We start from the raw sequence: 14,884 nt of genomic DNA, 5'->3' as shown, positions 1-14,884 counted from the left end.
TCAGAGCCGCTCGATGATGGTCGCGTTCGCCATGCCGCCGGCCTCGCACATGAGCTGGAGGCCGAAGCGCTGGTCGGTGTCCTCCAGCGCGTGGAGCATGGTGGTCATCAGGCGCCCCCCAGAGGCGCCCAGCGCGTGGCCCAGGGCGATCGCGCCGCCCCGGGGGTTGAGGCGGGCCGGGTCGATGTCGAACTCCGCCAGCCAGGCGAGCGGGACCGAGGCGAAGGCCTCGTTCAGCTCGACGTGGTCGATGTCGTCGATCGTCAGGCCGGCACGGGCGAGCACCTTGTGCGTCGCCGGGATCGGGCCGGTCAGCATCAGCAGCGGGTCGTCGCCGACGACGGCCATCGAGTGCACCCGTGCGCGCGGGGTCAGGCCCAGCTGCTCGGCGCGCTCGCGAGACATGACCAGGAGCGCGCTGGCACCGTCGGTGATCTGCGAGGAGTTGCCCGCGGTGACCGACCAGTCGATCTCCGGGAACCGCTCGGACAGCTCGGGGGTCTCGAAGACGGCCTTGAGCTCGGCGAGCTTCTCGACGCTGGAGCCGCGCCGGATGGTCTCGTCGCGCGACACCGGGCCGGACGGGGTCTGCACGGTGATGACCTCGCGGTCGAAGGCGCCGGAGTCCTGCGCGGCGGCAGCCAGGTCGTGCGAGCGCACGGACAACTCGTCGAGCTCGGTGCGGCTGAGCTTCCAGCGCGCCGCCACGAGCTCCGCGGCGACCCCCTGCGAGACGAGACCGGGGGCGAAGCGCTCGGCCACGCGGACGCCGTACGGGTCGGCGCCCATGCGGGCCGAGCCCATCACGACGCGGCTCATCGACTCGACGCCACCGGCGACGACGACGTCGGCCTCGCCGGACGCGATCGCCTGGGCGGCGAAGTGGACCGCCTGCTGGCTCGAGCCGCACTTGCGGTCGATCGTGGTCGCGGGCACGTGCGGCGGGAGGCCCGCGCCCAGCCAGGCCATCCGGCCCGGGGTGGCGGACTGCTCGCCGACCTGGGACACGCAGCCCACGATGACGTCGTCCACGGTGCCCGGGTCGACCGCGGGGGAGCGCTCGAGGAGCGTCTGGAGCGTCTGGGACAGCAGGTCGACGGGGTGGACGTCGGCGAGGGCGCCGCCGGCCTTGCCCCGGCCGCTCGGGGTGCGGATCGCGTCGACGATGACGACGTCGGTTCGAGAGTTTCCAGCCATGGATAACCATTATCATGATATTCAGGATGTGTCACGGGGTTGACAGGCACGGCTCCCCCGAATCTAGGATCATGATTACAACTTTCCGAGGAGGATGTCGTGACCAACGACGAGTACGCGGAGATCCGGCAGCTGGCTGCCCAGGTCGCGCGAGAGGTCTACGGCCCGGTGGCCGAGCAGATGGACGTGAACCGCACGCCGGTCACCAGGGAGCAGAGGATGCAGCTCGGTGAGCTGGGCTTCCTCGGCATCACGCACCCCGAGGAGCACGGCGGCTCCGGCGCCCCGCTCGCGCAGGCGCTCGCCGTCATCGAGGAGTTCGCGAAGGTCTGCCGTCCTGCCGCGTTCCAGGTCTTCGAGTCGAACACCGGCCCGGCGCAGGTGATCGTCCACCTCGGGTCCGAGGAGCAGAAGGCCCGCTGGCTCCCGCAGATCATCTCCGGTGAGAAGACGATGGCGGTCGGCATCTCCGAGCCCGACGCCGGCTCCGCCGCGACCGACATGCGCACCACCGGCAAGATCACCGGCGACACCGTCGTCATCAACGGCAACAAGCGCTGGATCTCCAACGGTGGCGAGGCCGACCAGTACCTCGTCTACTGCCGCCTCTCCGACGCGCCCGGCGCGAAGGGCATCGGCGCCGTCGTCGTCGACAAGGAGACGCCCGGCTTCTCCACCGGCGCCAGCGAGCGCCTCATGGGCTTCCGCGGCATCCCGTCGGCAGACCTCTACTTCGACAACGTCGAGGTCCCGGTCGAGAACATCGTCGTGCCGGCCGGTGGCTTCAGCAAGCTGTTCGGCATCTTCTCGGTCGAGCGCCTCGGCAACACCACGATGAGCCTCGCGATCGGCCAGGCCGCGCTCGACAAGACGCTGCAGTACGTCCAGGAGCGCGAGCAGTTCGGCAAGGAGCTCATCGAGTTCCAGAGCATCCAGGTGATGGTCGCCGACATGGTCCTCCAGGTCGAGGCCGCGCGCCTGCTGCGCGACCAGGCCGTCGCCTCCATCGGCGCCAACGGCCTGCCCGACCCGCTCAAGGTGTCGCTCGCCAAGTGCACCGCCAACGAGATGGCCAAGCGGGTCACCGACCTCGCCATGCAGATCCACGGCGGCAACGGCTACACCGAGGAGTACGGCATCGAGCGGCTCCACCGCGACTCGCACGGCTGGGCGATCGCCGGCGGCACGCCCACCATGCAGCGCGTCCGGATCGTGTCCGAGGTGCTCGGCCGGAAGTTCGACCAGCGCCGCTGAGGCGCGCCCACCCCAGAGGAGTCCCCATGTTCGACCTGAGCCCGGAGCACCGGGAGATCCAGGCGGTGGCGCGCGAGCTCGCCGCGGCCGTCGAGCCGTTCGCCGACGAGGCGGACGAGTACGTCGAGGTGCACCCCAAGGTGCGCAGCCTGCTCGCCGAGAGCGGGCTGGCGCGCCACGTCGTGCCGGCTGCCTACGGCGGCGTGTCCGAGGTCCTGGACCCGCTCACCATCGCCGTGGTGCGCGAGGCGCTGATGTACTCCTCCGCCCACCTCGACTCGATGTTCGGCATGCAGGGCGTCGGCAGCTACTCGCTGTCGGTCGGGGGCTCCGAGGAGCTCAAGGCCGAGTGGCTGCCGAAGGTCGCCTCCCTCGAGGCGATCGCCGGCCTCGCGCTGACCGAGCCCGACGTCGGCTCGGACCTGCGGGCGATCACCACGACCGCCGTCGCCGACGGTGACGACCTCGTGGTCAACGGCCGGAAGTCGTTCATCACCAACGGTGGTGCCGCGGACTTCTACTGCACGCTCGTCCGCGAGGGCGAGGGCTGGTCGATGGTGCTCATCCCCGCCGCGACCGACGGCGTCTCCGTCGAGCGTGGCGCCGACCTGATCGCGCCGCACATCCTCGGCGAACTCACCTTCACCGACGTACGGGTGCCCGCGGCCAACCGGCTCGGCGTCCCCGGCAAGGCGTTCTCGCTGATGCTGCAGACGCTCGCCGTCTTCCGTGTCACCGTCGCCGCGTCCGGCGTCGGCCTGGCCCAGGCCGCGCTCGACGAGGCCAAGGCGCACGCCCTGGCCCGCGAGCAGTTCGGTCGCCCGCTGATCGAGCTCGGAGCGGTGTCGCAGAAGCTCGCCCAGTCGTGGACCGACGTCGAGGCCGCCCGTGCGTTCGTCTACCGCGCCGCCGCCCTCGCCAAGGCCGACCCGCTCGGTCACCTCGACTACTCGTCGATGGCGAAGGTGCACGCGACCGAGGCTGCTGCCGCGGTCGTCGACCGCTCGGTGCAGACCATGGGCCGCTTCGGTCTGGTCCGTGGCTCGAAGATCGAGCGCCTCTACCGCAACGCCCGGCCGCTGCGGGTCTACGAGGGCGCCACCGAGGTGCTCCTCGACTCGCTCGCCCGTCGCCTCGCGAAGGGTGCGCGCTGATGGACCTCAGGCTCACGGACACCGTCGTCCTGGTCACGGGCGCGAGCCGTGGCCTCGGCGCCGCCATGGCGATCGAGCTCGCCAGGGAGGGCGCGCACGTCGTCGCGGCCGCCCGCTCCAAGGACAGCCTCGCCGAGGTCGCCTCGCAGGGTGACGGCCGGATCTCCGTCGTCGAGGCGGACATGCGCGACGAGGACTCCGTCGCGGCGCTGGTCCCCGAGGTCATCGCCCGCCACGGGCGCATCGACGGCCTGATCAACAACGCCGGCATCGCGCCGGCAGGCAAGTTCGCCACCCAGGACCCGGCGATCTGGAAGGACGCGATGGCGGTCAACGTCATCGCCCCGATGCTGCTGGCCCAGGCCGCCGGCGTGCAGATGATCGAGCAGGGCGGCGGCCGGATCGTGAACGTCGCGTCCACGACCGGCCTGCGCGGCAAGCCGTTCCTGGTGCCGTACTCGACCTCCAAGGGCGCGGTCGTCCGCTTCACCGAGGCCCTCGCGGCCGAGTGGGCGGCGAAGAACGTCCAGGTCAACTGCATCGCCCCCGGTGCCTTCGTCACCGAGGCGCAGAAGGCGGTCACCGAGTCGCCCGAGCTGCACGCCAAGCGGATCGCGAAGATCCCCGCCGGCCGCATGGCCGACCCGTCCGAGCTCGTGCCGCTGGCCTGCCTGCTCGTCTCGCCCGTGTCGGCGTTCACCACCGGGGCGACCTTCGTCGTCGACGGCGGCGAGTCCGGCAAGCTCTGACCCCGAAGGGACCCTCCGCGTGATCATCGACGCCCACGCCCACGTCTGGCCGGACAAGATCGCCGAGCTGGCGCTGTCCGCCAACCGCCTGCCCGAGCTCAACGCCCGCGGCGACGGCACCGTCTCCGGCCTCGAGGCGGACATGGCGGCCAGCGGTGTCTCGGTCAGCTGCTGCCTCGGCATCGCCAACGAGGCCCGCCACGTCGACTCCGTCAACCGCTTCGTCGCCGGCCTCACCAGCGACACCCGGTTCGGCTTCGGCACCGTCCACGTCGACCTCTCGGTCGAGGAGAACATGGCGAGCCTGCGGCGCCACGGCGTCCGCGCGGTCAAGATCCACCCGCTGTTCCAGGGCTTCGCCCTCGACGACCCGCGGCTGTGGTCGATCTTCGAGGCCTTCGGCGACGAGATCGCCGTGATCACCCACGTGGGCGAGGGCGGCTCGCCGGAGGCCAACCGCCTCTCGAGCCCGAAGATGATCGCCGACATCGCGAAGCAGTTCCCGGCACTCAGGCTGATGGCCTGCCACTTCGGCGGCTACAAGATCCTCGACGACGCCGAGGAGATGCTCAACGGCGCCGACGTGGTCCTGGAGACCAGCTGGCCCCCGAGCCTGTCGACCCTGCGCCCCGAGCGCGTGCGCGACCTCATCCGCCGCCACGGCGCGGAGCGCATCGTCTTCGGCTCCGACTGGCCGATGACCAGCCCCGCCGAGGAGATCAAGGCGATCGACTCCCTCGGCCTCTCCGACGACGAGACCAAGCTCGTCCTCGGCGGCACCCTCGCCCGGGTGCTCGGCATCGACAGCCCCTGGTCGTAGCCCCAGCGCTACCGCACGAGCCACGAACCCGCCTGGTGAGGATCACGAGGCGGGTTCGTTGCTTTTTCCCCGGGTCTCCTGCACGCCGTCTCCCGCTTCTCCGCTGACCCGGGATCGTCGAGACGTCACTTCCGGCCTGTTGAGTGGTCACTTCTGGCTCGTCGAAGCGTCAGTTCTGGCGGGTCGAGGCGTCAGATCTGGCCCGTTGAGTGGTCAGGAACGGCGCAATGAGTGGTCAATTGCGTACGTCGTCCGTCGGATCTGCCGGACGTGACGTCTCGGCCGGCCGCAAGTGACCACTCGGTCCGCCGTACGCGACCACTCGACGGGCCACAGGTGACCACTCAACGGGCCACAGGTGACCACTTGACGGGCCACAAGTGACGTTTCGACCGTCCCGGCAGAGCAGCCCCGGGGAGGGGGCTGGGGGGAGGGGGCTCAGTGGCCGTTGGTCCAGACGATGGGGGCGGCGAGGATGTCGGGGAACTTCTTCTCGGCGTACTTGAGGTACTGCTGGACGTGGTCGGCCATGGCCTCGGCGGAGCGCGCGGGGTCGCGCTCGGCGAGGGCCTCGTAGATGTTGAGGTGGGCGCGGTGCACGGCGCGGCGACGGACCTCGGGGTAGTCGATGCCGATCGCGGAGCCGTCGAGGATGCCGAGCAGGGCGTCGACGAGGTAGCCGAACATCGCGTTGCCCGAGCCGTGGGCGATGACGTCGTGGAAGCGCTTGTTCTCCTCGAGGAAGACGCGCTGGTCCGCGAGGTTCTCCTTCATCGTGTCCACGCTGAGCTTCAGGTCCGCCAGCTCCGCGCCGGACATCCGCTCGGCCGCGAGCTGGGCCATCATCGGCTCGAGGCCCCCGCGGGCCTCGGCGATCGTGCGGAAGGGCGCCTCGGCGAACTGCAGCAGCAGGGTCAGCGCGGTCGCCAGGCTGGTCGCGTCGGGCTGCTGCACGACAGGGCCGCCGCCGGGGCCGGGCTTGAGCTGGATGACGCCCTGGAGCTCGAGGAAGCGCAGCGACTCGCGCAGCGTGCCGCGGCCGACCTCGTACTCCTCGAGCATGGCGCGCTCGGGAGGCAGGCGGTCGCCGACGTTGTTGCCGCGGCGGTTGATGTCGCCGACGATGCGCTGCGCCAGCAGCATCGCGGTCTTCTGCGGGCGCCGCGCCACGGAGCTCACGGCTGCACCTCCGCACCGCTGGCCGCGAGCCGCCGTACGGCGTCGACCACGGCGTCGCGCGCCTCGCGCGAGCGCGGTGACGCGGCGGTGAAGCGCAGGAAGCCGTGGCAGAGGTCGGGGTGACGCTCCAGCGTGACCGGGACGCCGGCCTCCCGCAGCGCCGCCGCGAACGCGACGCCCTCGTCGTGCAGCGGGTCGTGCTCGACGACCACGACGTGCGTGGGCGGCAGCGTGCCCAGGTCGCCGGACAGCAGCGGGAAGAGGTCGGGTCCGGCGGCTTCGCCGGCCTCGGGCGAGCCGCTGTAGTGCTCGAGGAACCAGCGCATCTCGGCCTCGCCGATCGGGAACGCCGTGCCCTGCGTCGTGTACGACGGCGTGGAGCCCGGCGCGGCGAGGACGGGGTAGAGGAGCAGCAGGAAGTCGGCGGGCGCGTCCGCTGCGGCGCGCAGGGCGACCGCGGCGGCGAGGTTGCCACCGGCACTGTCGCCGCCGAGGCCGACGGGACCGTCGTACCGCTGGCGGGCCCAGGCCCAGGCGGCGGCGACGTCGTCGAGGCCGGCGGGATAGGGGTGCTCGGGGGCGAGGCGGTAGTCGACGCTGACGACGCGGACGCCGGCGTCGGCCACGAAGCGGCACAGCTCGTCGGCGTAGTCGAGGTCTCCGGTGACCCAGCCGCCGCCGTGGGCGTAGACGAGGGTCGCCACCGGGGTGGCCGGGGCGACGGGCAGGTAGACCCGGACCGTCGGTCCCGGGCCCTCGTCCGGGCCGAGGTCGCGCACGTCGACCGCAGGCCCGTCCGCGCAGAGGTGGTTGCCCGCAGCGACCCGCTCGCGCGCCTGCGCGGGGGACATCTCGATCATCGGGGTGCCGCCTGCCGCACCGTCGCGGAGCGCCGCGAGGGCGGGCTCCAGGTCAGCCACTGACCACCCCGTCGGCCACGAGCCGCGCGAGCTCGTCGCCGGTGACGCCGAGGTCGCCGAGCACCTCTGCGGTGTGCTCACCGACGGTCGGGACGCCCTCGTAGGCGGGGCCGTCGTAGTCGTTGACGTGCAGGATCGGGCCGGGGACCAGGGCCTCGTTGCCCAGGGCGGTGCCGGTGAGCGCCTTCAGGGTGCGCTCGGCGAAGTGCGGGTCGCGGACGACGTCACTGGAGTCGTTGACGGCGGCGGCCACGACCTCGAACTTCTCGAGGATCTCGAGCACCTCGTCGCGCGGACGCTCGGCCACCCACTCGGAGACGATCTTCTGCAGCGACTCGTTGTTCGCCATCCGCGCCTCGTTGGTGGCGTAGCGCTCGTCGGTCTGCAGGTCGAGGCGACCCATCGCCTCGAAAAGGCGCATGGCGATGGCCTGGTTGGAGCCGGCGATCGAGAGCCAGCCGCCGTCGGCGGCCTCGTAGATGCCGCGCGGCGAGGCGGCGCCCGAGGCGTTGCCGTGGCGCTGCATGATCTCGCCGGACGAGGTGTAGTTGAGCACCGCGTCGCCGAGGATGAACATCAGCGGCTCGTAGAGCGCGATGTCGACCTCGCTGCCGACGCCGGTGCGGCCGCGGTTGAACAGCGCCATCGCGGTGCCGTACGCCGCGGAGATGCCCGCGATGGAGTCGGCGAAGCCGAACGGGGGAGCGGTCGGCGGCGTGTGCGGCCAGCCGTCTCCGCGACGGTGCCGAAGCCGGGACGCTCGCGGTACGGGCCGGTCTGGCCGAAGCCGCTGACCCGGGTCATGACCAGGCCGGGGTTGGTGGCCTTGAGCTCGTCGTACGACATCCCCCAGGCCTCCATGCGACCGGGGCGGAAGTTCTCGATGAACACGTCGGCGCCGGCGACCAGGCGCTTGAGGATGTCCCGGCCCTCGGTACGGCGCAGGTCGAGCCCCACGGAGCGCTTGCCGCTGTTGAGGCGGGCAAAACCGATCGCCATGCCCTCGTGGGCCGGCTGCCACTGCCGCGCGAAGTCACCGCTGGTCGGGTCCTCGACCTTGATCACCTCGGCGCCGAAGTCGCGGAGCATGCGTCCGGCGGTCGGAGCGGCGTACATCGAGCCGGCCTCGATCACGCGGACGCCGGCGAGGGGGCCGTGGGAGTTCGTCATCTTGTTGGTCCTTGGGAGTCAGCCTGGGACAGGCAGGGTCAGGTGAGCTCGAAGCCCTTGTAGTTGTCGGCAGCGACCTGGTCGCAGACGTCGCGGTAGTGCCCGACGCCGCCGAGGTAGAGGCTGAACACCCGCGGCTTGCCGGGGACGTTCGCGCCGACGTACCAGGAGTTGCCCTTCATGAAGAGGGTGGGCGCGGCCTTGTCGTAGACCTCCTGGGTCCACCGGTCCTGCGCGTCCTCGAGCGCCTCGGCCTTCGAGATGCCGTTCTCGAACTGGTACTGGACGAAGTCGGTGATCCACTCGACGTGCTGCTCGATGGAGATGAGCATGTTGCTCAGCACCGACGGGCTGCCGGCGCCGCCGACGACGTACATGTTCGGGAAGCCTGCGGTGCTCACACCGATGTAGGTGCGCGGGCCGTCGGCCCACGCGTCGGGCAGCCGCACGCCGTCGACGCCCTGGATGTCGATCGCGAAGAGCGGTCCGGTGAGGGCGTCGAAGCCGGTGGCGAGGACGAGCACGTCGAGCTCGTGGCGGGCGCCGCTCTCGAGGACGACGGCCGATCCCTCGATGCGGGCGATCGGGTCGGCGCCGACATCGACGAGCGAGACGTTGTCGCGGTTGAAGGTCTCGTAGTAGTCGATCTCGAGCACCAGGCGCTTCGAGCCGAACGGGTAGCCCTTCGGGCACAGCGCCTCGGCCGTCACCGGGTCCTTGACGAGCTCACGGATCCGCTGGCGGACGAACTCGCCGGCCTTCTCGGCCGCACGCTCGTCGGTGCGGAAGTCGCGGTACGCCGCGAGGATGTCCGGACCGCCGCGGTCCCAGAGGCGCTGCAGGTTCTCCTCCAGCGCTGCCGGGTCGACGTCCAGGGCGGACTCGGTGCCGATGTGGCGGTGCGTGCCGCCAGGGTGGTGCCGCGCGATCTCGCGGTACTCCTGGAAGCGGGACTTGAGGTCGGCGACGTACTCGGGGTCGAGCTCGTGGTTGCGCGCGGGGATCGCGTAGTGCGCGGTGCGCTGGAAGACCGAGAGGTGCGCAGCCTGCTTCGCGACCTGCGGCACGGTCTGCACGCCGGACGAGCCGGTGCCGATCACGCCGACGCGCTTGCCGGACAGCTCGACGCCCTCGCGCGGCCAGTCGCCGGTGTGTGCGAGCACGCCGGCGAAGTCCTCGATGCCCTCGATGGCCGGGAGCTGCGGGGTGGAGAGCTGGCCGCTGGCCATGATCACGTGGCGGGCGGCGATCCGGTCACCCTGGTCGGTGGCGACGCGCCACAGCGACGCCTCGTCGTCCCAGTGCATCTCGGTCACCCGGGTCTCGAAGGTGATGCCCGGGCGCAGGTCGAGGCGGTCGGCGACGAAGTTGATGTAGCGGAGGATCTCCGGCTGCGCGGGGTAGCGCTCGGTCCAGGTCCACTCCTGCACGATCGCGTCGTCGAACGAGTAGCAGTAGTCGACGCTCTCGATGTCGCAGCGCGCGCCAGGGTAGCGGTTGCGGTACCAGACGCCACCGAGGTCGTCGTCGCCCTCGATGACGTGGACGGTGCGGCCCAGGGTGCGGAGACGGTGGAGGCTGTAGAGGCCGGAGAAGCCGGCGCCGACGACCAGGACGTCCAGCTCGGACGGGGGTGTGGTGCGCATGGCACGATCCTTCCTAATCAATGCGTATGAATATTAGCATTGAGGTGGCGTGGGTCACAAGGGGTCTCGAGGGGTCAGTTGGTGTTCGCGATGTAGACGTCGCACTCGGCGTGGTGGGCCACCGCCGCGGCGACGCTGCCGAGGACCCGGGCGATGCCCTGCATGCGCGCGTTGCCGACGACGATCAGGTCGGCGGAGAGGCGCTCGGCCTCCGACAGCAGCGCGTCCGCGGGGCGGCCGAGCACGGCGGCGGAGGTGACGCTCGGGGCGATCGGGCGCAGCAACTCGGCGACCTGCTCGGCGATCGCGGCGGACTCCTGGGAGATCGCGATCTGCCGCGTCTCCCCGTCCGCGTCGACCTCGGCCGACTGCTCGCGGACGTAGGCGCACACCACGTGCAGCGTCGCGTCCGTCGCGGCGGCCAGCCGGGCGGCCTTCGTCGCAGCCTGCTCCGAGCGCGGGTTGCCGTCGACTCCGACGATGATGGTGGTGGTCATGGCGGGCTCCTTCGGTGGGCCGGTCAGCGGGTGCCGGCGGGGATGAGCTGGAGGGTGGGCAGGGCCGCCTCGTCCACGGTGGTGAGCTCCTCGGCGAGGGCGTAGGCCTGGCGGGTCGCGAACACGAGGCGGCGCGGCGCGTAGGCGTCACCGAGGACGTGCACGTTCGGCCGAGCGGTGCGCACCTCGTCGTACAGGGCGCTGTCGGAGACGCCGCCGCAGGCGATCACGACGGAGTCGTAGCCGCCGACGGTGCGCAACCTCTGCGAGTAGATGTGACGCAGCACGGCGCCGTCGGGGGTGACCTCCTCGAGCTTCTCGAGGAAGCGGAACTCCACGCCCGCCTCGTCGAGCCGGCCCAGGATCGAGCCGACGATGTAGCGGCCGAGCTGCACGGCGGCGTTCGGCGTGGAGTACGCCATCGTCACCTCGTGGCCGCGGGAGGCGAGCCGGTCGGCGAGCAGCAGGGGGGCGAGGTGGTCGTCCTCGACCACGACGAGCACGCGCTTGCCCGGCTCGGCGGCGCCGCTCATCACCTCGCGCGAGTCGAGCACCACGGGGAGGTCGATGCCGGGGACCTCGGGGAGCCGGCTGTCGGCGCCGGTGGCGATTGCGACGACGGTGTCCTCGGGCAGTGCCAGCACGTCGGCGGCGGAGACCTCGGTCTCGAGGCGGACGTCGACGCCGAGCTGCTCGAGGCGGCGCACCTGCCAGTCGAGGTAGGCCGCCATCTGGTCCTGGTCGGGAGCGCCGAGGGCCAGGCGGAGCTGCCCGCCGAGCGTCGACGACCTCTCGATCAGGGTGACCGGGGCGCCGGCCTCGGCGCAGAGCGCGGCGAGCTCCATGCCGGCGGGGCCGCCGCCGACCACGGTCAGCGGGGCGCTCATCCGGCGGGCGCTCCACGGTCCCTCGGTCTCACGGCTGGTGTGCGGGTTGACCGCACAGCCGAACGGCAGGCCGTCGACGTAACGGCGGTTGATGCAGTCGTTGCCGCCGATGCACGGGCGGATGTCGGCGGTGCGGCCCTCGCGGGCCTTCACCAGCAGCTCGCCGTCGGCGACGTGCGCGCGGGCCATGCCGACGACGTCGGCGGCACCTTCGGCGATGAGGCGCTCGGCCACCTCGGGGGTGTTGATCCGTCCGGTGTGCACGATCGGCAGGCTGAGCTCGCTGCGGAACTGCGCGGAGATGTCCGCGAACCCGCCGGCGGGGAACCACATCGGCTGGATGTAGCTGGGGTTGCCCCACGGGCTGCCGGCGACCAGGTGCAGGTAGTCGACGAGGCTGGTGCCCTCGATGACCTTGGCGATCTCCAGCGCAGCCGCGGCGTCGAGGCCGTGCGGGTCCTCCTGGAGCATGTTCATCCGGACCCCGAACACCTTCTCCTTGCCGATGGCGCCGCGGACGGCGGTGAGGACCTCGACCAGGAAGCGGGTGCGGTTCTCCAGGCTGCCGCCGTACTGGTCCTCGCGGGCGTTGGTGAGCGGGGACAGGAACCACTCGTGCAGGTCGTCGTGGTTGGCGTGCAGCTCGATGATGTCGATGCCTGCGGTGGCGGCCTTGTCGGCCGACCAGGCGTACTCGTCGACGAACTGGCGGATCTCGTCGAGGTTCAGCACGTGCGGGGCGATGTTGCTGACCGGCGAGCTGTAGCGCGCCGACGGGCCGTGCGGGTGGCCGCCGATCATCGTGAGCTGCTGGGCCGCGTAGGCGCCGACGGAGTGGATCGCGTCGACGTACGCGCTGACCCGCTCGTGGTAGACCGGCAGGCGGAACCAGCCCTTGGTCTCGGCGCTCATGCCGGTCGGCTCGAAGCCGGTGTGCAGCACGTTGGCGAGCCGGCCGGGCATGGTCGTCCACGACACGCCGGCCTCGGCGCGCGAGCGCAGGTAGGCGATCGCCTTCTCGGCGTCGGCGTCGGAGCCCCACAGGCTCCCGATGGCCGAGGAGTGCGGCGGCATGATGACGCGGTTGCGCAGCTCGATGGACCCGATCCGGAACGGCGTGAACAGGTGCTGGAAGCGGCCGTCGGCCTGGGGTGCGAGCTCGGTCATGGTGCCTGTCTCCTCGGTGAGTCTTGCTCCGGACATTAAGGCAAATCATCCGCATAGATCAAGAGACCTTCGGCCCACCCTGCCGGATGGGCCCGTGCATCCCGAGCCTCGAAGGGGGGTGTTCTGGAATTCGACCTCGTGTGACGATTGACACCAGAGAAATTCATAGTAATGATTACCCGCAGTTCCGGTGTGACGCCGACCACGGACCTCGTTCGCGGGGTCGTCCCGGGGAGTGGTCGGTACCGGCCGGGAGTGAACAGGACGTCCGGGGACGTCGGCGCCACGACGGTGCTCGACCAGGCCCCGGCTTCCCCACCTGAACCTGGAGACAACCATGCGCGTTTCGATCCGCCGGCCCAAGCCGGCCAAGCTCATTGCGGCGGCCTCGCTGCTGTCGCTCACGGCGACGCTCGCCGCCTGCGCCGAGGAGGGCGGCGCCGCCAGCGGTGGCGGCGAGTCCGTGGCGTACGGCGCCACCAAGGAGGAGTTCCAGGCGGCCCTCGAGGACATGTCGCCGGTGACCCTCGTCATGCAGAGCACCGCCCCGAAGGGCGCGCCGACCGGCCGCCGCTTCGAGGAGTACGCCGCCGCTGTCGAGGACTGGTCCGGCGGCAAGATCACGATGGACATCGCGTTCTCCAACTCGATCGCCCCGCAGGACCAGGTCGACGACGCCATCGCCGACAGCCGCATCGACGTCGGCTCGGTCATGGCCTCGCTCGAGCCCGACAAGTTCGCGGCCATGAACGACCTCATGAACCTCACCTTCCTCGGTCGCCAGGGCCCCGTGGACGGCGTCCTGCAGTTCCACGGTGCCATGGAGGAGGCCGCGCTCAACTCCGAGGAGATCACCAAGGAGTACGCCGACAACGGCATCAAGCTCCTGCTCCCGATCTTCTCCAGCGGTCCGGCGATCGTGGCCTGCACCGAGCCGATCACCGGCAAGGACTCGCTCAAGGGCCGCATCGCGGCGACCTCGAGCCGCCTCCAGGTCGAGCAGGCCGAGGCGCTCGGCATGTCGACGGCCACCGCCAACTACACCGAGCTGTTCGAGGCCCTCGAGCGCGGCGTCGTCGACTGCGTGTTCTCGACGCTCGCGACCTCGCACCTGAGCGGCTTCATCCCGGCCGCGCCGTACTTCGCCATCGACATGGAGACCGGCTTCGGCAACGCCGGAGGCGCCATCTCGATCAGCAAGGCCCGCTGGGACGAGCTCCCGCTGGCTGCCCAGCAGCTGCTCTTCGACCGCGTCGACGTCCTGCTCGAGGCCAACATCCGCGGCATCTGGGACAACATGACCGCCGCGCTCGGCGAGATCGAGAAGGCGAAGGGCTCGATCGTCGGCCTCGACGAGGCCTCCGTCGCCGCGATCAAGAAGATCAACGACGAGGAGCTGTCCGACGTCGCGAGCAGCAAGTCGCTCGAGGACGGCGAGGCGTTCGTGAAGGGCCTGCAGGAGGACGTCGAGGCGTGGGGCCCCTACGTGGACGGGCTCGAGCAGACGACCGACATCACCTACGACAACTTCCTGACCGACTTCAACCCTGCGGACTTCGACCTGAAGCCCTACATGGAGCTGCTGTGGGAGAAGGTCTTCCTCTCCCACCGGCCCGCCTGAGGCTGAACGACGCCGTGGCCGGCGCGCCCCTGCGGGGGCGTGCCGGCCGCTGGCGTGGAACAGGGTCCCGGATCTCCCGGGACTCGGTCAGGAGATCATGGACGACGATGGCCGGGGAGGGCTTGAGATGAAGGCGTGGCAGTTCACGGGACCGGGGGAGCCGCTGGTCCTGGCAGAGGTTCCTGTCCCGGAGCCCGGCGCCGGCGAGGTGCTGGTCGAGATCCGTGCGGCCGGGCTGTGCCACACCGACGTCGGGATCCTCGACGACCCGGGCTGGCTCTCCCAGCTCGCCCCGCGGCCGCTCACCCTCGGCCACGAGGTCGCGGGTGTCGTGGTGGCGCTGGGTGAGGGCGTCGAGGACGTCGCCCTCGGCGCGCGGGTCGGCATCTCGCCCGCCGGGCGGACCCGTCCCGGCCTGGGGCAGGGCGGCGGCTACGCGTCGCACTGCCTGGCCTTCCCCGAGGACCTCATCCCGATCCCCGACGGCGTGGGCTTCGCCCAGGCCGCCGCCGGTACGGACGCCGGCAAGACCGCCCGCCCCGCCGCCGCCTGCCGCGGTCAGGTCGAGGCAGGGCAGAAGGTGGCGGTCATCGGACTCGGCGGAATCGGCCAGGTCGCGACCC

Annotated in this window: 12 protein-coding genes and 1 pseudogene; 6 read left to right on the top strand and 7 right to left on the bottom strand. The window is 71.1% G+C overall.

The genetic code is table 11. The features are described 5' to 3' along the window. Positions 1-1,197 (bottom strand): thiolase family protein, encoded by a 1,197-nt coding sequence (locus L615_RS17445; protein WP_145725881.1) that lies wholly within the window; start codon positions 1,195-1,197, stop codon positions 1-3. 99 nt (positions 1,198-1,296) lie between these two features. Here L615_RS17445 and L615_RS17440 point away from each other — a divergent pair, with 99 nt between their 5' ends. Genes L615_RS17440 through L615_RS17425 form a run of 4 tightly spaced genes read left to right on the top strand, consistent with a single transcriptional unit; the run spans position 1,297 to position 5,174 of the window. After that, positions 1,297-2,451: an acyl-CoA dehydrogenase family protein gene (locus tag L615_RS17440; RefSeq protein ID WP_028654562.1), complete on the top strand. Its 1,155-nt coding sequence runs from the start codon at positions 1,297-1,299 to the stop codon at positions 2,449-2,451. Positions 2,452-2,477: 26 nt separating this feature from the next. Next, complete coding sequence (locus tag L615_RS17435; RefSeq protein WP_028654561.1) at positions 2,478-3,605, top strand: acyl-CoA dehydrogenase family protein; 1,128 nt, start codon at positions 2,478-2,480, stop codon at positions 3,603-3,605. Beyond that, entirely contained in the window at positions 3,605-4,354 is a 750-nt protein-coding gene (locus L615_RS17430) for an SDR family NAD(P)-dependent oxidoreductase (RefSeq protein ID WP_028654560.1), read from the top strand. The genes L615_RS17435 and L615_RS17430 overlap by 1 nt, the downstream gene beginning before the upstream one ends. Positions 4,355-4,373: 19 nt before the next feature. Continuing rightward, positions 4,374-5,174 (top strand): amidohydrolase family protein, encoded by an 801-nt coding sequence (locus tag L615_RS17425; RefSeq protein WP_145725880.1) that lies wholly within the window; start codon positions 4,374-4,376, stop codon positions 5,172-5,174. Positions 5,175-5,612: 438 nt separating this feature from the next. Here L615_RS17425 and L615_RS17420 read toward each other — a convergent pair whose 3' ends face one another. The 6 genes and pseudogenes from L615_RS17420 to L615_RS17395 form a co-directional block, all read right to left on the bottom strand. Beyond that, a complete protein-coding gene (locus L615_RS17420) occupies positions 5,613-6,353 on the bottom strand; it encodes a FadR/GntR family transcriptional regulator (protein ID WP_222430599.1) in 741 nt (246 codons plus the stop codon). Then, positions 6,350-7,273, bottom strand: coding sequence for an alpha/beta hydrolase (locus L615_RS17415; RefSeq protein ID WP_222430598.1), 924 nt, complete (start codon positions 7,271-7,273; stop codon positions 6,350-6,352). Before L615_RS17415 ends, L615_RS17420 begins: the two co-directional genes overlap by 4 nt. Then, positions 7,266-8,362: pseudogene (locus L615_RS24400) on the bottom strand (CaiB/BaiF CoA transferase family protein). Before L615_RS24400 ends, L615_RS17415 begins: the two are co-directional and overlap by 8 nt. 119 nt (positions 8,363-8,481) lie before the next feature. Further along, a complete protein-coding gene (locus L615_RS17405) occupies positions 8,482-10,089 on the bottom strand; it encodes an NAD(P)/FAD-dependent oxidoreductase (protein ID WP_028654555.1) in 1,608 nt (535 codons plus the stop codon). 74 nt (positions 10,090-10,163) lie between these two features. Continuing rightward, positions 10,164-10,586 (bottom strand): universal stress protein, encoded by a 423-nt coding sequence (locus tag L615_RS17400; RefSeq protein ID WP_145725709.1) that lies wholly within the window; start codon positions 10,584-10,586, stop codon positions 10,164-10,166. 23 nt (positions 10,587-10,609) lie between these two features. Continuing rightward, positions 10,610-12,640 carry an FAD-dependent oxidoreductase gene (locus L615_RS17395; protein WP_145725708.1) on the bottom strand — a complete coding sequence of 677 codons (2,031 nt, stop codon included), beginning with the start codon at positions 12,638-12,640 and terminating at the stop codon, positions 10,610-10,612. A gap of 337 nt (positions 12,641-12,977) precedes the next feature. On the opposite strand from L615_RS17395, the gene dctP reads away from it, so the two are divergent. Next, positions 12,978-14,261 carry a TRAP transporter substrate-binding protein DctP gene (dctP, locus tag L615_RS17390; RefSeq protein WP_051485475.1) on the top strand — a complete coding sequence of 428 codons (1,284 nt, stop codon included), beginning with the start codon at positions 12,978-12,980 and terminating at the stop codon, positions 14,259-14,261. Positions 14,262-14,388: 127 nt separating this feature from the next. Continuing rightward, the coding region (locus L615_RS17385; RefSeq protein ID WP_186449914.1) for an alcohol dehydrogenase catalytic domain-containing protein at positions 14,389-14,884 on the top strand (496 nt) is incomplete at its 3' end.

Origin of the sequence: Nocardioides sp. J9 (assembly GCF_007829375.1) — a bacterium.
GTDB lineage: Bacteria > Actinomycetota > Actinomycetes > Propionibacteriales > Nocardioidaceae > Nocardioides.
The sequence above is the reverse complement of the archived record's forward strand: the minus strand, read 5'-3'. Positions and strand labels throughout refer to the sequence as shown.